Source organism: Pseudoalteromonas peptidolytica (assembly GCF_012641745.1).
GTDB lineage: Bacteria > Pseudomonadota > Gammaproteobacteria > Enterobacterales > Alteromonadaceae > Pseudoalteromonas > Pseudoalteromonas peptidolytica.
On record NZ_WEHZ01000002.1, the window covers coordinates 1 to 17374 of the forward strand.

The window sequence follows — 17374 nt, forward strand, 5'->3', positions numbered from 1 at the left end:
AAACAACTCAACTAACTTATTCATGCCTGTTCCTTACTGGGTCACTTTCTTTTTTGGTCGAAAGATCTGATCTTGGAACAGGCATATAGTTCCCTAGTTTTTAAATTCTTATCCCGAGCTGGGGTTATTTAGTGCTGTAATAACCTACTAAAGCGCTTGTACAAGCGGTATTTTTTGGAAATAAAAAGTAATGAAAGGCCGATAACGGCCTCTACTACTCTTTGAAAAAACTGTCTTCATTTTTTGCTAAAGCAGCTTCGATGTCTTCAATTAAGCTTTGTGTATCTTGCTGAGTAAGTTCGCCGGTTTTCATCGGGGAAGAAATCTTGTTAGATTCATCTGACCAGTCACCCAAATCAATAAGCTGACAGCGCTTAGAGCAAAATGGGCGAAATTGACTCTTATCAGCCCACTCAACATCTTTTTGGCAGGTTGGGCATTTTACTATCGTCGGCATAACGTGTTACAACTCATAACTTCATTTTCTGATGCTGTAAGTCTAATGGTATTTAGAAGGTTTGTGAACTAAGTGCCTTAGTACTTTGTTTTACCGACTAAAAACTCTGGGTTTAAGAGAGCCTAGTTCAGAAGTAGTGATACAACACTACCTCTGAACAGATTTAATTAGGCCGCTTCATCCATATTTTTTTGTTTCAATAGTCTGCTTGTTACAGTACCTGCAGTCATTGAGCCTGATACATTGAGTGCCGTTCTTGCCATATCAATTAATGGCTCAATTGAAATTAGCAGTGCAGCAATTGTCACGGGAAGTCCCATAGCAGGTAACACAACTAGAGCTGCGAAGGTGGCGCCACCGCCAACTCCTGCAATGCCAAATGAGCTAATTGCGACCATTGCGACTAAGGATACGATGAAGTCGATAGCAAAAGGGTCAACGCCAACCGTTGGCGCAACCATGACCGCCAACATCGCAGGATAGATACCAGCACAACCATTTTGTCCGATTGTCGCACCAAATGAAGCGGATAAATTTGCGATGGCGGGAGGTACATTGAGCTTGTGGATCTGCGCTTCAACATTAAGTGGAATGGTTGCCGCAGAGCTACGAGAGGTGAAGGCAAACGTTAAAACAGGCCAAATCTTTTGGAAAAACTGTTTTGGATTCTCTCCAACCAAAGTAACTAACAAGCCATGGACAACAAACATCAGTAAAATTGCCACATAAGACGCGATGATAAAGCCTAGTAGACTAACTATATCGGCCATACTTGATGTTGCTATTACTTTTGCCATCAAGCCTGCAACGCCATAAGGTGTAAGGGCGATGATCATACGTACAAGACGAAGTACAACGGCTTGTGCGCCCTCAACCGCATTCTTTATTGGGCTGCTTAAGTTTGACTCTTCCATGATGGCTCTACGGGCGGCAATACCAGTTAATACGCCAAAAATTACCACAGCGATAATAGAGGTAGAACGTTCGCCTGTTAAGTCTGCAAATGGATTAGTTGGTACAAAGCTGAGCAACATTTGTGGGATGGTTAAATCAGCGACTGTTGTTGCTCTTTGTTCAAGTACAGCAATTCGTGCAGTTTCGCGCGCGCCTTCCACCAAGCCCGCTGCACTTAGCCCAAATGCTTGAGTGATAAAAATACCAATCAGGGCAGCAATCGCCGTGGTAAATACTAATATAGCGATAGTGACAAAAGAAATCTTACCGAGAGAGCCTTGATTGTCGAGCTTGACCACTGCTGCAATCATAGACACTAATACCAGAGGCATGATCACCATTTTAAGCAAGTTTACATAGCCACTGCCAACAATAGCGACCCAATCTAATACTGTTTGTTTAGTCGAGAGATCATTAGCGAAAACAAATTGTAGTGCGAGCCCAAATACACTACCGGCAACTAAGCCGAGTAATACAGTGCGAGAGAGCGTTTCAGCGCGCTGTTGAAAGCGATAAAGACCGAAAAGTATGGCAACAAACACCACCAATGCGGCGATAACAGCAAAAGACATCATGATACCTTTCGAAACATTAAAAAATAACGCGCAACTATAGCGGTTTTAGTGATTTTGCTAAAATATTCTTTCACTATGGAATAGAACAAAAGGTTATCAAAACAGGTAAAAGTTTTCTAGGAGATACTAAGTTGTAGATCCTTACTTAACCGAAGCTCAGATTACTTAACCCAAGTTCAGGATACTTACATTCACAGAGCTTGAAATGTTGAACTTGATAAAAGTTAGTGAGGTTGAAGAGATATTTGTTGTTGCAAATGTATAGATAAAAAGCAATTGAATAAAGAAAGAGGAGATTGTTCCCCGGCTTCGTGGATGCCAATGTCAGCCCTTGAACCCTGAGGTTCAAGGCGGAGAGCAACAGCCTACCGTAGGCTTCTCGGTACATGCCGAGCATGCTCAATAGTAGACAAACTGCTATCCTAAACGAAATTTATCGGCTCAGGGACTTAATCAGCTGTCCGACGAGCTAGGGAACAACTACAGTATATAAAACATCTGCCGATCACGAAACCATAGTATTGCAATTTTTGTGTCAACCGCGTGGTTTTTCCCCAGTTTGCTTAGTGACTGACCAAGCGTTAATCTGGGCGTTAACTTCGGCTCAATATTTACTCCATTATTATTAGTTTATTCCTTATCTACATCTTAAGTTAAAAAGGTGTGGGGGCAGTAAAGGTCATCATCTCATTGGTTGTGGGATGTGAAATTTGCAACATCTGTGCATGTAATTGCAGCCGCTTCGCTGCTGCTAATGCTTCATCTTTGGCATATAGTCGATCGCCAAGAATGACATGTCCAAGCGAAAGCATATGTACTCTGAGTTGATGAGAACGTCCAGTGATCGGAGTCAATTTAACTCGGGTGGCCTGCGCTTCATATTCGATGACTTCAAAATGCGTTAATGAAGGCTTTCCTGTTTCATGGCAAACCATTTGTTTTGGGCGATTTGGCCAATCACACACAAGTGGTAAATCAACAGAGCCCGTTTGTTGCTGTAATTTGCCATGAACTCGAGCGATGTAGTATTTGTGGGTTAAGCGGTCTTGAAATTGGATGCTCAGGTGTCGATGCGCTGCTTTGTGCATGGCAAGGCATAATACGCCCGATGTTGCCATATCAAGGCGGTGTACAATTCTTGCTGTGGGGTAAACAAAATTTACTCTGGCGATAGCGCTGTCCCAGTGTTTTGGATCTTTGCCTGGTACAGTAAGTAACCCACTGGGCTTATTGATCACTAACATATCTTCATCTTGGTACAAAATGTCAAGATAGGGAGAAAGGGGGGGAGCGTAATTTAATAACACCAGCTGCCTCTGTATGAACAAGAACCAAGCCGGGTATTATATATGAGTTGCTTATTAAGCGGTAGCATGAAGAGAGCCGCAGCTCTCTTCATGCTAGGGAGTTACTGGTTCGCAACCACAATCAAACGAATAGCGTCTAACTTAAGCTGTGCTTTTTCAATGTGTGTGCTCAGCTCCGCTCTTTGTTTATCAAAAACCTTTATCTCTTCGTCGCGAATATTAGGATTGATGGCTTTTAGTGCTTGCAGACGACCTTGCTCATCACCGAGTTGCTTTTGCATTTTGTCCATCGCACTGGCTTGAATACTTTCAAGCTGAGTTTGGGCAATATCGCTTGCTTGTGTGATAAGTGGATGGATTGCGCTTTGTAGTGCATTTACAAGTTTACTACCTGTTTGTCTGCCAACGGCAGAAAGTTGCTGATTGAAAGCATCAAATGCAACATTTTGTGCTAAGTCGTTCCCGCCTTTGTCCATTAGCACGCGAATTGGTGTGGGAGGTAAAAAGCGACCTAATTGCAGTGACTTAGGTGCCGAAGACTCAGCCACAAAGATCAATTCAACAAAGAAAGTGCCTACAGGTAACTTGTTGTTTTTCAACAGCGCAACGGATGCACAGCCAAAGTCGTCGTTGCAAATCATATCCATGACGCCACTGACTATAGGGTGATCCCAGCTAATAAAATGCGCATCTTCTTGCGATAATGCTGTGTCGCGATCAAAGGTTACCGTGATCCCGTCGTCTTTTAAGCATGGAAACGATGGGTTTAGCATGTGCTCAGTAGGCTTCAGGATAATGGTATTCTCGCCTTTGTCCTCTTGATTAACACCAAAAGTATCAAACACATTAATCATGAATGCAGGCAAGATTACGTCGTTATCAAGCGCTTCGATTTCAGCAACGATGTTATCTGTCTTACCTTGACCACTAGAGTGAAGCTCAAGTAGACGGTCTCGGCCTTGCTCCATCTTTGTGCGCAGCTGTGCATTTTCTTTTGCGGCTTGCTCTAATAATGGATCTAGCTCGTCTTCGTCACAATTATGTTCAGCAATTAGCGCCAGCAAATCATCAGAGAAAGATTTATACAGCATTTGTCCTGTTGTGCTGGTGGTTTCAAACGCATCTAAGCCTTCGTGATACCAACGTAGTAATACTTCTTGTGCGGTGTTTTCAAAGTAAGGCACATGAATATTGATATCATGTTTTTGACCAATACGGTCAAGGCGACCAATACGTTGCTCAAGCAAGTCAGGGTTAAGCGGCAGATCAAATAGCACTAAGTGATGTGAGAACTGGAAGTTTCGACCTTCAGAGCCAATTTCTGAACAAAGCAATACTTGCGCACTATCGTATTCATCGGCAAAAAATGCCGCCGCACGGTCACGCTCGATAATCGACATGCCTTCGTGGAATACTGCCGCTTTAATGGCTTCACGTTCACGTAACACCTGCTCAAGGCTAATCGCGGTTTCTGCTTTGGCACAAATAAGGAGTACTTTTTCATGCTTTAGCTCTTTTAATTTAGCAATTAACCACTCAACGCGGGGGTCGAACTGTGCCCAGCCGCTTCCTTCACCTTCAAATTCTTGGAAGATTTTTTCAGGGAATAATGCACGCATCGCGTTAAATTCAGGGCTTTGAATGCCGCCAATGTTACCCATTACCGACATTGCTGTTTTGTATTGCTTAGGTAGAGGTACTGGGTATTGATGTAATAAACGACTTGGGTAGCCATCAATGCCACTACGGCTATTTCTAAATAGAATACGGCCAGTACCATGGCGGTCTAATAGCATAGACAAGATTTCAGCTTTGGCGTCGCTATCGCCATTTTGTGCCTTTGCTAGCAGCTCTGAAATATCGGTTTCTTTTAGCAATGTACAAAGTGTTTGCTCTTCTTTTGCATCTAGCTTTTTATCTTGCAGTAAGTTGTTCGCGGCTTCTGCAACTTCTTTATAGTGGCTTTCCTCTTCTACAAACACGTCGTAATCATAGAAACGGTCAGGGTCTAGTAGCTGCAAACGCGCAAAGTGACTGCGGTGCCCAAGCTGATCTGGTGTTGCAGTTAGCAAGATCAATCCAGGAATGTCTTGAGCAAGTTCTGCAATACGTTGATACTCAGTGCTTGGCTTTTCCTTAGTGACTGTCAGGTGGTGCGCTTCATCGACAATCAGTAGATCCCAATCGGCGAGTGTAGCTTGCTCAAACCAGCGGCGCTTTTTGGTAATAAATTCTAGACTAACCAGTACCAGTTGTTCTGTTTCGAATACATTCGGTGCATCTGCATACGCTTCACTACAACGCTCTTCGTCAAAAATAGAAAAGTGCAGGTTAAAGCGGCGTAGCATCTCGACTAACCATTGATGTTGCAAGTTTTCAGGAACTACAATCAACACACGGTTGGCACGGCCAGATAAGATTTGCTGGTGTAAAATCATACCTGCTTCAATGGTTTTACCTAGGCCTACTTCATCAGACAGAAGTACGCGAGGTGCAAAACGCTTACCGACTTCATCGGCAATGTAAAGCTGGTGCGGAATAAGGCTTGCACGCTGACCTATCAACCCTTTGAGATGAGACTGTTCTTTATCAAACTGATGCTGCCAAGTTTGATAACGTAGCGTATAACGGTCAAAACGATCGATCTGGCCTGCGAATAGACGGTCTTGAGGTTTATTGAATTTAAGGAAGTGATCAAGAAAGGTCTCTTTAAATGAAGTCTCTTCTTCATTGTCAACTCGAGTACCATGATAGCAAAATAGTCCATTTTGCTCTTCCACGCTGTCAACACGCAGTTCCCACTCTTCAACATGGCGGATCACATCGCCTGGGTTGAATACCACTCGAGTTACAGGTGCTTCCTGTACTGAGTAAACACGGTTTTCTCCGCTAGCAGGAAATAAAATAGTCACTTGACGCCCCTCAAGTGCCACTATCGTGCCCAATCCTAAATCTGATTCCGTATCGCTGATCCAGCGCTGACCTAAGGAAAAATTCATGGTTATCTCGTCTATGCAGAAAAAAGGCGGCTATGTTACCTATTCACGCCCATTTGTTCAATATGAAAGTCTGTACACTGCTTTACAAATCAAGCTTGACAAGGAGCTGGACGAAATTGGCATGCCATTAGCCAACTAGTTGTTTTTTAACAAAACGCAAGTTGTATTTTCTTTTGTCATAAAAGCGACTTTTATGACAAATAGACTAAACTTGACCTATACCCAAAGCATAATTTGTCACACTCACCGTGTATTGGGTATAGCATAATAATCTGTAAACAACAGGAATGCGCTATGGTAAAACAAGATAAAGACCATAAAGTATACGTACTAGACACCAACGTACTTCTCCACGAACCACTCGCTTACCTTTCTTTCCAAGAGCATGACGTTGTCGTTCCCATGACAGTTTTAGAAGAACTTGACCACATCAAAGATAGAAAGAGTGATGTAAGTAGAGATGCGAGAGTTGCAATTCGCGGATTAGATGATGTACTGCGCGATGCAACGCCAGAGCAAATGCTAGAGGGGGTAGCGCTACCAACATTAAAACTTGAAAACCACAGAACGCCAAGTTCGGGAAAGTTGATAATTGTTAATGATCATTTATTTCCTGACTCTATATCAGGGTTACCTGGTAATGAAAATGACCATAGGATCATCAACTGTGCGGTACATTTACAAACGCAATATAGTGACAAAAAAGTCTTATTGGTTACCAAAGACATTAACATGCGGCTAAAAGCGAAGGGGGCTGGGCTTAAATATGTAGAAGACTATCGCACTGATCAGCTGATAGATGATATTGCATTACTTACCAGTGGGTTTAAAAAGGTTGATGGCGATTTTTGGCAAGATGTTGGGGAGTGTCAAACGCAGCAAAATGGCCGTTATACTATCCATGAGGTACCAAAATCATTGGTGCCTGATGTGTTTTGCAACGAGTATCTTATTGATGATACCAATCATTTTGCAGCGCGAGTGGTGGGGTATGATGATGAGCACATCAGATTAAAAGACCTTGGTGTTGAGCGCCTAATGCACCGTCAAGCATGGGGGGTAAAACCAAAGAATATAAACCAAGGTATGGCATTGGATGCGTTACTTGATACTGATATTGAACTGGTGATACTAACAGGGCCTGCGGGTTGCGGTAAGACATTACTAGCGCTTGCGAGCGCACTAGAGATGATTATTGAAAAAGGTATTTACGACAAAGTCATTGTGACGCGTAACACACCTGAAATCGCAGAGAGTATCGGATTTTTACCCGGCACCGAGGAAGAAAAAATGGCGCCTTGGCTTGCAGCCATCACCGATACTTTAGAGGTGCTTCATAAACATGATGAAAGCCCTGTCACGAGTCGAAACTACATCATGGAGAAAGCAAATATCCAATTTAAGTCGGTGAACTTTATGCGTGGCCGCAGTATTCAAAATGCGGTCGTTATTTTGGATGAGAGCCAAAACTTAACCGCCTCGCAATTAAAAACCATTATTACTCGCTGTGGCGAGGGCACTAAGCTTATTTGTACCGGCAACTTGGCACAGATAGACAGTAATTATCTAACCCCAGTTACGTCTGGATTGACTTATATTGTGGAGCGATTTAAAGACTTTGAAGGCAGTGCTACCATCAATTTAAATGGCGTTGTAAGGAGTCGCTTAGCCAGTTTTGCAGAAGAAAATTTATAACTTGCCTTGAATCGGCTGGCTCGTTACTCTTTTGAATACGTATGTGTGCAAACGGGAATGAGCCAGTAAATGGATGCAACTAAAGAATTTTTACCACTAAGAAGCTATCGAAAGGGAATTTTAGTTGCAGTGGTTATTCCTATCTTGTTGGTACTCATTTTAGCTTACCACCTATATCAAATTAAACTCGAACGCCAATATAAAGTGCGTTTTGGTCAGTATGAATACGTTTCTCAACAGCTCAAACAAGAGTTTTATGCTGCACATGTTGTGTTAGACAGTATTGCAGTTAATCTCGCGCAGCCAATTTCTTTTCAGAAACCACCAGAATGGTTGGAAGACATAGAACAGCACCCTGAGCATTATTATCATGCACTGCCAAATAGCGGCGGCGAAATTGTTGGCAGAGGGCAAGTAAACGAGGCCTTATTTGCAACTAAGCGTTGGCAGACCGTGTTGTCACTCAATACCGCTTTTGATGCAGCTTTGGCACTGCAAGGTGGGCTATATGCAGTTGCTTATATCGAAGATGATGGCTTTGCCTTTATTAAACGTAGGGAGGCCACGAGCAGCCACTTTATTACTCAGCTAGTGCGCGGTAAATTTCAGCCTGACTTTAGCCTTGGTAATATTGTCGTTGGCTCTCCAGTTAAATTTTTTGATAGGCAAATGTTCGCTCTTGGTAAAAAGCTCTCGACGGTCGACAATACCCATATTTTAATGATTTACGATAGTCATATTATTGATCGTTGGCTGCAAAACATAGGCTCTTTGGATGGAACCATGGAGTTTAAAAACCAAAGTAATGAAATCATTGCGGGGGAGCGTTTTGACTATGAGCATGCCGGGCTTGCAAAGTCTGCTGCGCCTTGGCAGTACGGATTACACTTTATTGCAGAGCCAGCTAAAGAACCTATTAGCTTAAATTATCATGAAAGCTATGCACAATTTGCCGCGCCCCTGCAACGAGAAATATTGCTAGAGCTTGCGCTATTGCTCTTTTTTATATTATTTACGTTTACCACCATTGTGTGGCTTAGTCGGCAGATTTTTGTGCGGCCATTAACGCACTTTGTCAACTATCTCTCGTTACAGGAACACTCACCTGAAACGACGTTAAATTATCCTATTCCCTCAGAATGGCAACCATGGTTTGCTCAAATCAAACAAGTCGTAGAGCAAAAATCGCGCTTAATGCATACGCTAAAGCAGCATAACCAAGAACTTGATGACGAAATAAAGCGTAAGCAGCAAGCACTAAAGCAGAGTTTTGAAGCTAAGGAACGCCAAGCTGCATTATTAAATGCCGTATTAGACTCGGTACCAGACATCATTTACTTCAAAAATATTGATGGCTCTTTCATTGGCTGTAACCGAGCGTTTGAGGAGTTTATGGGGGTGGATAAGTCTTTACTGGTGGCGAAAACTCAACGAGAAATTACCTCAGGCCTCACTATTTTACTTGAGCAAGAGGCACTAATGGAACACTCACAAGAACAAGTGTCTACCAACTTTGTATTGGGTAAAAATACCTACTTCTTAACTATCACACCACTTAAATCGGACACTGGAAAGTTGATTGGGTGCTTGGGCGTTGCACGTGATATTACAGCAGCTCAAGAAGCTTACAACGCTTTAAGAGATTCTGAAGAAAACTTTAGAGCGGCAACTGAGTTTGCCCCCAATGGGGTTATTTTATCAGCAATAGATGGCAAAATACTGGAAATGAACAAAGCTGCAAAGCGCTTTTTATCCTTAGATAAAAACACCGGAGAAAAGCAGCTGGAGCGGTTGTTTGATGAACAAAACTGGCAGTCGCTTCAAAGTGTGTTAGCTGGGTTATTAAAGCAGCAAAAAAAAGTAGTAGAACACACGGTTTCGCAGGCAGGTAAGCACAGGTGGCTTCAACTTAGCATCTCTTTGGTTTGGGATAAGGATAAACGCCCAAAATACTATGTTATTCATATTCAAAATATTACAGGCCTGCTGCTTGCGAAGCAGGACGCTGAACGTGCAACACTTGCTAAAAGCCGCTTTATCGCAAATATTAGCCATGAAATTAGAACGCCAATCAATGCTATTTTAGGTCTTGCGGACATGATAAATAGTGAGTCGCTAACACGACTGCAAAGTAAAAAATTGCAACAGCTTTCTGGTGCTGCAAACGAACTATTGGCAATGCTCAATAGCATTTTGGAATTTGCAAAAGTAGAGAGTCACCAAGGCACTATCCAGTACGAGACCTTTCAAGCTTGTCAGGCATTTACGGCCATAGAGTCGTTGATAAAGCCTTTGTGTGTGCAAAAAGGCTTATCATTTGAGTTGCAAATTGACGCCTTAGTTTGGCCCTATCTGTATAGCGATGAAGACAAGATCAAACAAATATTAGTTAACTTATTAAGTAATGCAGTTAAGTACACCAATCAAGGCCAAATTGGCTTAAAAGTTGATGTCACAGCGGATACAACAGCTAAGCAAACAATAAAGTTTGCAGTGTGGGATACTGGTGTTGGGATCAAAGCACAACAAGTGGAACATCTCTTTGACGCCTTTACTCAAGGGGACGAGAGCTTCACTCGACGGCATGAAGGAATTGGTCTTGGACTTGCGATCGCAAAACAAGAAGTGGCATTACTGGGAGGGAATATTACCGTTGACTCGACGCCCAACCAAGGTAGTTGCTTCTTTTTTGAATTGGTTGTGGATAAAGGAGCTTGCCCCATTGTCGAGAGCCATAAGGCCGTTTACTGTCTTGTTGACACTCAGGAGCAATTGCCGAGTTACCTCGCGGGACTGGCAACCCCTATATTGTTAGATCAAGTATCGCAAAGTGCTGAAGATTTGGAGCAGTCCATCGTGGTTGTGCCTCCACACTGTGCCAATTTACCTGCAGGTGTTTTAGCGAGTACTAAGGCCGTTATATTACATTGTGACGAGCAACTAACAGAGCAAAATAACCATATCGCCCTGAATCAACATGTGTTCTATCAATCTGCATATACTTGGCTTGCGGAGTTTGCTCATATGACGCAAACCGTGGATAGTGGTTGTATGCAAGTAGCAGGCGCGCTGTGTTTGGTGGTAGATGATAACAGTCTGAATCTGGATATTACTGAAAATATGTTGAAAAAAAATGGCATATCGACAGTTGCACTTCAAAGTGCTGAGAAAATTCAGGAAATAGTACAAACCTTAAGTCCTGATGCCATTTTGATGGATATTCATATGCCCAAGGTTGATGGTTATCAAGCCACTCAACAAATAAGAAAGATATGCTCAGCAGCTGAGCTTCCGATTATCGCGTTGACTGCAAATGCAAGTAAAGAAGAGCGTGCGAAGGCTGCTAAAGTCGGTATGAATGACTATTTGGTAAAACCCATTAGTAGCGCTCAAGCTTGTAAAACGCTTGCAAGTAATATTGTTAAGTCAGAGTTTACTACAGAGGCATTTTTTGATTATGAGTTTGCCTTGTCACAGATGATGCAAAATGAAACGTTTTTGCAAACAATGTTAGATAAATTTGCTAAACTTTGTCATGATTACCTAGAACAGGTCAGCCAACTTGAACAGGGGTCAGCTTTATTTGAACTTGCACATGGCATCAAAGGGGCGGCTGCGGGATTAGGGTTTAAGCGGCTTGCTAAAGTGGCCAAAGACCTTGAAACGCAAAGTAAAAAAATTACAACTATAACAAATCGCACAGACTTGGATAAACTTACCACCGCACTATCTCAAGTCATATGCTTTATTGAGCAAAGAAGGTAGTACTAAGGGATGCAGCAAGCTGAGCATATTTTTATAATTGATGACGACCCGATAAACAAAATGGTATTAACCAACATCCTGAGTGAGGATCACACACTTTTTCACTGTGAAGATCCTGCGTTTTGCATCGATGAGGTAAAAGCGAATCGTACCGATCTGATTATTTTAGATGTTGCTATGGGCAATGGATCTGGTTTTACCATTTTGGAGAAGCTAAAAAAAGACGCGAGCACTTATGGGATCCCGGTGATAGTCATATCGGGTAGCGTGAGTTTTAAAGACGAAGCGAGGGGACTCGAATTAGGCGCCGTAGACTATATTACAAAGCCTTTTAACCCTCTGATAGTAAAAACAAGACTCAAAAATCATCTGGCAATTAAGAAAAAGAATGACTTACTAGAAAAGCTGGTCTCATTGGATGGGTTGACGGAATTACCAAATCGTAGACGTTTAGATGAAGAAATGCGGGCGCTATTAACTGGAGATGAGGCCGCACAGGGCTGTTTTTCTATCATGCTGGTTGAACTCGATTTCTTTAAAACGTTTAACGAGCATTATGGTTATATGCATGGTGATACTTGTTTGTTTAAGGTGGCTAAAGCGCTAGAAGAAACGGCCGCACGCTACAGCGTATTTATAGGTCGCTTCGATGGTACTCGCTTTGCATTAGTATCGGCACAGCATGATATTGATACTGTAACATCAATTGCACAGTCAATTCATGATGCAGTTAATGCGCTAAAAATACCACATATCGCTTCTCCCATTTGTGCACATGTTAGTGTCAGTATCGGGGCTGTACATATTGAGCAACATAAAACCCTAGAGCTCAACGAATTGATAAAAAATGCTGATAGCGCGCTGGCAGAAGCGCAAAAGCAACAGAGCACAATATTTATCAAACAGATATAATACGTTTTTATAAGAGCTACAGCTCAGCATGGTTTCGAGCTTAGATAAAGAATGGGCACGCAATAAGATGTGTAGCTGCTTTGCAGCTTGTCTTAATCACACCATCCTTGGTGTGTATACACTTTAAAGAACTTGTTTAAGTGCGCTATCACCAAAGCCGATAAGCTGATTATTTTTGAATACTAGCGCAGTACATTCATCTTTGGTTATTTTTCCATCTGAATGCTTGCTGTTTGTAGCATAGTAAAGCACTTGATAATTATCACCATCTTTTGCCACGAGCTCACTGAAGTCAGGAGTAGACAGCGCTTCTTTCACCGTTGCGTAATCGGTGCCCATTTTAAAATCCGCTATCTTTTCACGGTTTTCACGCTGCTTTTGTTCCCAATTCGAATTGTATTTAGATGCCCAGCCGTGCTCAACTTCACCATCCGATACTGCAACAATACAACCTGATAACAGAGTCGAGCTTAGTGCTGCTACTAACATTAATTTTTTCATTATTCTTTCCTTTTTGCTCTTTATTGCTGTTTTTTATTGTAAACAGCTTTTCACTTTTTTGTACCTTATTAAAGCAAACTTTTTGCCAACTTGTAATGCTTAATAATATCAATAACTTGCTTTTTTTTGTCCAACCTGGGAGTTACATTTTTACCAAAATTTAGTGATATTCATCATTGTTCAAGTAACTAGACCACTCTATTTCTGTCTGTGCCGGAGGCGAATGCGTTAATATTGAGTGCGATCTCATTTACCAAGCGTGCAATCGCCTCTTTACTTGCCCATGCAATATGAGGGGTGAGTAGCAAATTATCGCCTTGATAGTTCACTAATGGATTATCTGTGCGAGCAGGTTCATGTGTTAACACGTCCACTGCAGCTCCTGCAATTTGATTATTATTAAGTGCATTAACAAGAGCTTGCTCGTTTACTATCCCACCTCTTGCTGTATTTATTATAAAAGCATGACCTTGAAGTGCTGCAAACTCAGCGTCATCAATCAAGTTTTCAGTTTCTGCTGTCAGGGGGCAATGGATAGACACAATATCAGCAATACGTAGTGCTTCAGTAAAAGCCATGCGGCCATTTCTAACTTGAGTGGCGCCTTTACGCTCAGCAATGATCACCTTTGCACCAAATGCTTTGGCAACATTTGCAACCGCTTCACCCAAAGCACCATGCCCTATAATGACAAAATGCTTTCCTGCGATTTCGCTAATGTCGTAATCTAAACGGCAAAACATAGAGCTTTGCTGCCAGCGTCCAGCATGGCAATCTTGTTGGTAACGATGAATATTTGTCATCAAATTACCTAACATAGTAAAAGTATGCTGAACAACAGAGGGGGTTGAGTAACCAGCTACATTTGCCACCGCAACATGATGTGCCTTAGCTGCTTCTAACTCGATATTATTAACCCCGGTGGCTGCGACACAAATCAGCTTTAATTTCGGTAAAGACGCAATGAGCTTCGCATCAAGTTTGACTTTATTGGTAATTATGACTTCTGCGTTTTCACATCGAGACAAAATGTCTTCGTAGGCGGTCATATCATAAGATGTGAGTGTGCCTAATTTAGCAATAGGTGTAAGGTCGGTATTGGCAAGAGTTTTAGCGTCTAAAACCACTATTTGCATTATTTTTATCCTTTACTTGACTTTGGAGTTAACTCTAAGGTTTATACTTATCATATCGGCTAGGATAATCTTCGGGACTGAGGAGTGTAAAGTGATAAAGATTGGTGAGCTGGCAAATCGGCTTAACGTATCGACGGACACGTTAAGATATTACGAAGCAAATGATCTGCTTCACCCTTGCGCAAGGAGTGAAGGAGGGTATCGCTTGTTTGATGAGCAAAGTGAAAAACAGATGCGTTTTATTCTTCGTGCTAAAAAAGTGGGATTTAGCCTCAAAGAAGTGCAAGATCTGTTAAAAATTAAATTTGAAAAGCATCAGCACAGCTGTGAAGAAGTAAAAACGCTGACGCTCACTAAGCGTGATTTAGTCAGAGCGCGCATAGCAGAGTTACAAAAGTTTGAACAATCCTTGTCAACACTGGCAAAGCAATGCTGTGGTGGTGAGGAAGCAGCAGTGAGCTGCTCAATTTTAACCGCCTTGGAGGCTATCGATGAATGAACTGATATTGAATTTTTGGCAGCTATTTTTAGTATCAGCGCCATGGTTGTTACTAGGTTTAGTGTTAGCGGGCTTACTCAACGTTTTTATTCCAAAAAACTTACTGCAAAAGCACTTAGGTCAGGAAGGATTTTGGACGACAATTAAAGCTGCCTTAATTGGTGCGCCAATGCCATTATGCTCTTGCGGTGTTATACCCGCAGCGGTTGGGCTTAGAAGAGCTGGAGGGTCGAAAAGTGCGACGACAGCTTTTTTAGTTTCAACGCCCGAAACCGGCGTCGACTCAATCTCTGTTTCCTATGTGCTGCTTGGGCCTTTTATGGCGGTGATAAGACCTATTGCTGCGGTTACTAGTGCGATTGCAGCGGGTTTATTGGTTGGAAAGGAAAAAGACGAAGATAAAAAATCAACGACGGAAAAAGTGTCAAACACGTCTCCTAAAACTAGCAGTTGTTGTAGCGCCTCAGCCCCATCGGAGCCAAAACCGCAGGTAACCAAGTCTTGTTGCGATACTAAGCCGGTAACCAGCCCAAGCTGCTGTACAACAACAGAGCCAAAGCTAGTAGCCGCTGGAAGTAGTAATAGTAGTTGCCAGAGTAAGGCTTCATCGGCGTCAAATTGTTGTGATCCCAGCCCTTCTGAAACCAATTGTTGTAGCTCACAGCCAACAGAAGCGCAGTCAGCGATTACGGCAAAAATAATTGAAGCAATAAAGTTTAGCTGTAATAAGTTATTATCTGATACCGCGGTGTGGTTATTGATAGGCTTATTTTTTGCCGCGTTAGTGCAAACATTTGTACCTGAGTCATTTTTATCTCAATGGGGCGATGGTATTTTAGCGATGCTGGTGGTTATTTTGATCAGTATTCCAATGTATATTTGTGCTACCGCTTCAACGCCAATTGCAGCAGGTTTATTAATGGCTGGAGTGTCTCCGGGGGCGGTATTGGTATTCATGTTGGCAGGCCCTGCCACCAATATTGCTACTATAGGTGTTGTAGGTAAAGAGCTTGGGCGTAGAGCCGTATTTGCTTATTTGGTCGGTGTGATTGGGGTTGCGCTTATCTTTGGCTTCCTGACCGATCACCTCGTTGCTACCTATGGCTTTGTGGTCACTCCGATGATTGGTGAAGAGCATGAAATTCTGCCTCACTGGCTTAGCGTATCCATGGGAATATTACTTGCCGCATTACTACTGAGACTGGCGATACTTAAGCTGAGTGAAGTATTTAGAGCAGAGAGTGTGTAGTGCTGACTTTAAAGTAATCGTTATCCAGCACTGCTAAATTACGCTTAGGCATTTTATGTTCCAGCAAGATGTATTACTCTGGTGGTCAGACATGAAATGCTTAGCGTCTGTTTATCTGACACGATAGAATGCGCCAAAGTATGCTTTAATCCGAGAGTTTGAGAAGTAGAGTGGATAAATACGCTGACATAAGACCGTATAATGATGATGAAGTTGTACCTGCCTTGGCACGTTTATTGGGAGATGACCAGTTTATCGATGTTATCGCTAAATATAACTTGCCGGCATGGCTAAGTGCCTGGCCGGTAGTTGCCCGACCCCTAGTAAGAATGAAGCTTAAAAATAAGTGGGGAAACTTTTGCAGTATCGAGCAGGTACAAAATGAAGTTGCGTACTATTTACAGATTTTAATCAACAAAACGACGTCTAAAGTCACATATTCAGGTCTTGAGTCGCTTGACTCGCATACCTCTTATTTATTTATTTCAAATCACCGTGATATTGTCCTGGATCCAGCTTTGGTAAACTGGGGATTGCATCAACAGCATATGCGTACTGTTCGAATCGCGATTGGGGATAACCTGTTGCAAGTACCTTACATCACGGAGCTGATGCGTCTCAACAAAAGCTTTATCGTGAAACGCTCTGCAAAAGCGCCTAAAGAAATGCTAAAGGCGTTAACCCAGCTCTCAGCCTATATTTTTGACTCGCTTAGCGAAGGAAACTCTATTTGGATTGCCCAAAAAGAAGGACGAGCTAAAGATGGCATCGATCAAACGGATCCTGCTTTACTAAAGATGTTGCAGTTGAACGGCAGAAAGCTAAAAGTAGACTTTTCTGAGTATATTAAGCAGCTAAAAATTGTACCGGTTGCGATTTCATATCAATATGAACCATGTGCAGTAGCCAAAGCAAAAGAGTTGTATCATAAGCAGCAGTTTGGCCAGTATGTTAAGGCGCAAGGGGAAGATATCGCCAGTATTGTTGACGGCTTTAGCTCAGACAAAGGCCATGTGCATGTTGCCTTTGGTGCGCCAATTACTTGCGATGTGGAGAATCCCGACGAACTAGCCCAAGTTATTGATAAACAAATCTTAGAGCTTTATCACTTACATTCAACTAATCACTTGGCAGCAGGGGATGACACGAAAGTAAGCGCTGAGGATAGAGCTGATTTTATGTCAAAGCTTGAAACTGTTCCTGATGAACTGAAACAGTTTGTGGTGAGCATGTATGCTGAGCCGCTACGTCGAAAAGGGATTTAATCCCTTTCTCGCGATTTGTTTTCCTCATATTCACTCGTGGTTAAACCATACCACTTGATC

At 42.4% G+C, this 17374-nt stretch carries 13 protein-coding genes and 1 other RNA gene; 7 read left to right on the forward strand and 7 right to left on the reverse strand.

Annotated elements, in window-relative coordinates; translation table 11 throughout:
• Positions 1–214: 214 nt before the first annotated feature.
• From yacG to rapA, 5 genes are all read right to left on the reverse strand, one after another.
• On the reverse strand, positions 215–457 hold the full coding sequence (gene yacG, locus F9Y84_RS01285) for a DNA gyrase inhibitor YacG (protein WP_125251631.1): 243 nt from the start codon (positions 455–457) through the stop codon (positions 215–217).
• Between the two features lie 167 nt (positions 458–624).
• The gene (locus tag F9Y84_RS01290; protein ID WP_125251632.1) at positions 625–1983 is read right to left on the reverse strand and encodes an L-cystine transporter; all 1359 of its coding nucleotides are present in this window, start codon (positions 1981–1983) and stop codon (positions 625–627) included.
• Between the two features lie 299 nt (positions 1984–2282).
• Positions 2283–2465: non-coding RNA, 6S RNA (ssrS, locus tag F9Y84_RS01295), on the reverse strand.
• Between the two features lie 174 nt (positions 2466–2639).
• A complete protein-coding gene (gene rluA, locus F9Y84_RS01300) occupies positions 2640–3293 on the reverse strand; it encodes a bifunctional tRNA pseudouridine(32) synthase/23S rRNA pseudouridine(746) synthase RluA (protein WP_176031988.1) in 654 nt (217 codons plus the stop codon).
• Positions 3294–3394: 101 nt separating this feature from the next.
• Positions 3395–6292 carry an RNA polymerase-associated protein RapA gene (rapA, locus tag F9Y84_RS01305; RefSeq protein WP_147390679.1) on the reverse strand — a complete coding sequence of 966 codons (2898 nt, stop codon included), beginning with the start codon at positions 6290–6292 and terminating at the stop codon, positions 3395–3397.
• On the opposite strand from rapA, the gene F9Y84_RS01310 reads away from it, so the two are divergent.
• The 4 genes from F9Y84_RS01310 (at position 6291) to F9Y84_RS01325 (ending at position 12664) form a co-directional block, all read left to right on the forward strand.
• Positions 6291–6431: a hypothetical protein gene (locus F9Y84_RS01310; RefSeq protein WP_167508290.1), complete on the forward strand. Its 141-nt coding sequence runs from the start codon at positions 6291–6293 to the stop codon at positions 6429–6431. The two genes, rapA and F9Y84_RS01310, sit on opposite strands and share 2 nt — an antisense overlap.
• 155 nt (positions 6432–6586) lie before the next feature.
• Complete coding sequence (locus tag F9Y84_RS01315) at positions 6587–7987, forward strand: PhoH family protein (RefSeq protein ID WP_125251634.1); 1401 nt, start codon at positions 6587–6589, stop codon at positions 7985–7987.
• Between the two features lie 69 nt (positions 7988–8056).
• Positions 8057–11752 carry a PAS domain-containing sensor histidine kinase gene (locus F9Y84_RS01320; protein WP_147390678.1) on the forward strand — a complete coding sequence of 1232 codons (3696 nt, stop codon included), beginning with the start codon at positions 8057–8059 and terminating at the stop codon, positions 11750–11752.
• 9 nt (positions 11753–11761) lie between these two features.
• On the forward strand, positions 11762–12664 hold the full coding sequence (locus tag F9Y84_RS01325) for a GGDEF domain-containing response regulator (RefSeq protein WP_147390677.1): 903 nt from the start codon (positions 11762–11764) through the stop codon (positions 12662–12664).
• Positions 12665–12787: 123 nt separating this feature from the next.
• Here the strand turns inward: F9Y84_RS01325 and F9Y84_RS01330 are convergent, their stop codons facing one another.
• Together F9Y84_RS01330 and F9Y84_RS01335 are read right to left on the reverse strand one after the other, a co-directional pair.
• A complete protein-coding gene (locus tag F9Y84_RS01330) occupies positions 12788–13165 on the reverse strand; it encodes a DUF3192 domain-containing protein (RefSeq protein WP_125251637.1) in 378 nt (125 codons plus the stop codon).
• Between the two features lie 188 nt (positions 13166–13353).
• Positions 13354–14301: a D-2-hydroxyacid dehydrogenase gene (locus F9Y84_RS01335; RefSeq protein ID WP_147390676.1), complete on the reverse strand. Its 948-nt coding sequence runs from the start codon at positions 14299–14301 to the stop codon at positions 13354–13356.
• Positions 14302–14392: 91 nt separating this feature from the next.
• Here F9Y84_RS01335 and zntR point away from each other — a divergent pair, with 91 nt between their 5' ends.
• The 3 genes from zntR (at position 14393) to F9Y84_RS01350 (ending at position 17314) form a co-directional block, all read left to right on the forward strand.
• Positions 14393–14800, forward strand: a complete 408-nt coding sequence (gene zntR, locus F9Y84_RS01340; RefSeq protein ID WP_147390675.1) for a Zn(2+)-responsive transcriptional regulator — start codon at positions 14393–14395, stop codon at positions 14798–14800.
• Complete coding sequence (locus tag F9Y84_RS01345) at positions 14793–16049, forward strand: SO_0444 family Cu/Zn efflux transporter (protein ID WP_147390674.1); 1257 nt, start codon at positions 14793–14795, stop codon at positions 16047–16049. Before zntR ends, F9Y84_RS01345 begins: the two co-directional genes overlap by 8 nt.
• 170 nt (positions 16050–16219) lie before the next feature.
• Positions 16220–17314 (forward strand): lysophospholipid acyltransferase family protein, encoded by a 1095-nt coding sequence (locus F9Y84_RS01350; protein ID WP_125251641.1) that lies wholly within the window; start codon positions 16220–16222, stop codon positions 17312–17314.
• Positions 17315–17374 lie beyond the last annotated feature (60 nt).

What these genes read in the sequence shown, in the direction of transcription:
- yacG (WP_125251631.1), bottom strand. Translation starts at nt 457, where the DNA reads ATGCCGACGATAGTAAAATGCCCAACCTGCCAAAAAGATGTTGAGTGG.
- F9Y84_RS01290 (WP_125251632.1), bottom strand. Translation starts at nt 1,983, where the DNA reads ATGTCTTTTGCTGTTATCGCCGCATTGGTGGTGTTTGTTGCCATACTT.
- F9Y84_RS01310 (WP_167508290.1), top strand. Translation starts at nt 6,291, where the DNA reads ATGGTTATCTCGTCTATGCAGAAAAAAGGCGGCTATGTTACCTATTCA.
- rapA (WP_147390679.1), bottom strand. Translation starts at nt 6,292, where the DNA reads ATGAATTTTTCCTTAGGTCAGCGCTGGATCAGCGATACGGAATCAGAT.
- F9Y84_RS01315 (WP_125251634.1), top strand. Translation starts at nt 6,587, where the DNA reads ATGGTAAAACAAGATAAAGACCATAAAGTATACGTACTAGACACCAAC.
- F9Y84_RS01320 (WP_147390678.1), top strand. Translation starts at nt 8,057, where the DNA reads ATGGATGCAACTAAAGAATTTTTACCACTAAGAAGCTATCGAAAGGGA.
- F9Y84_RS01325 (WP_147390677.1), top strand. Translation starts at nt 11,762, where the DNA reads ATGCAGCAAGCTGAGCATATTTTTATAATTGATGACGACCCGATAAAC.
- F9Y84_RS01330 (WP_125251637.1), bottom strand. Translation starts at nt 13,165, where the DNA reads ATGAAAAAATTAATGTTAGTAGCAGCACTAAGCTCGACTCTGTTATCA.
- F9Y84_RS01335 (WP_147390676.1), bottom strand. Translation starts at nt 14,301, where the DNA reads ATGCAAATAGTGGTTTTAGACGCTAAAACTCTTGCCAATACCGACCTT.
- F9Y84_RS01345 (WP_147390674.1), top strand. Translation starts at nt 14,793, where the DNA reads ATGAATGAACTGATATTGAATTTTTGGCAGCTATTTTTAGTATCAGCG.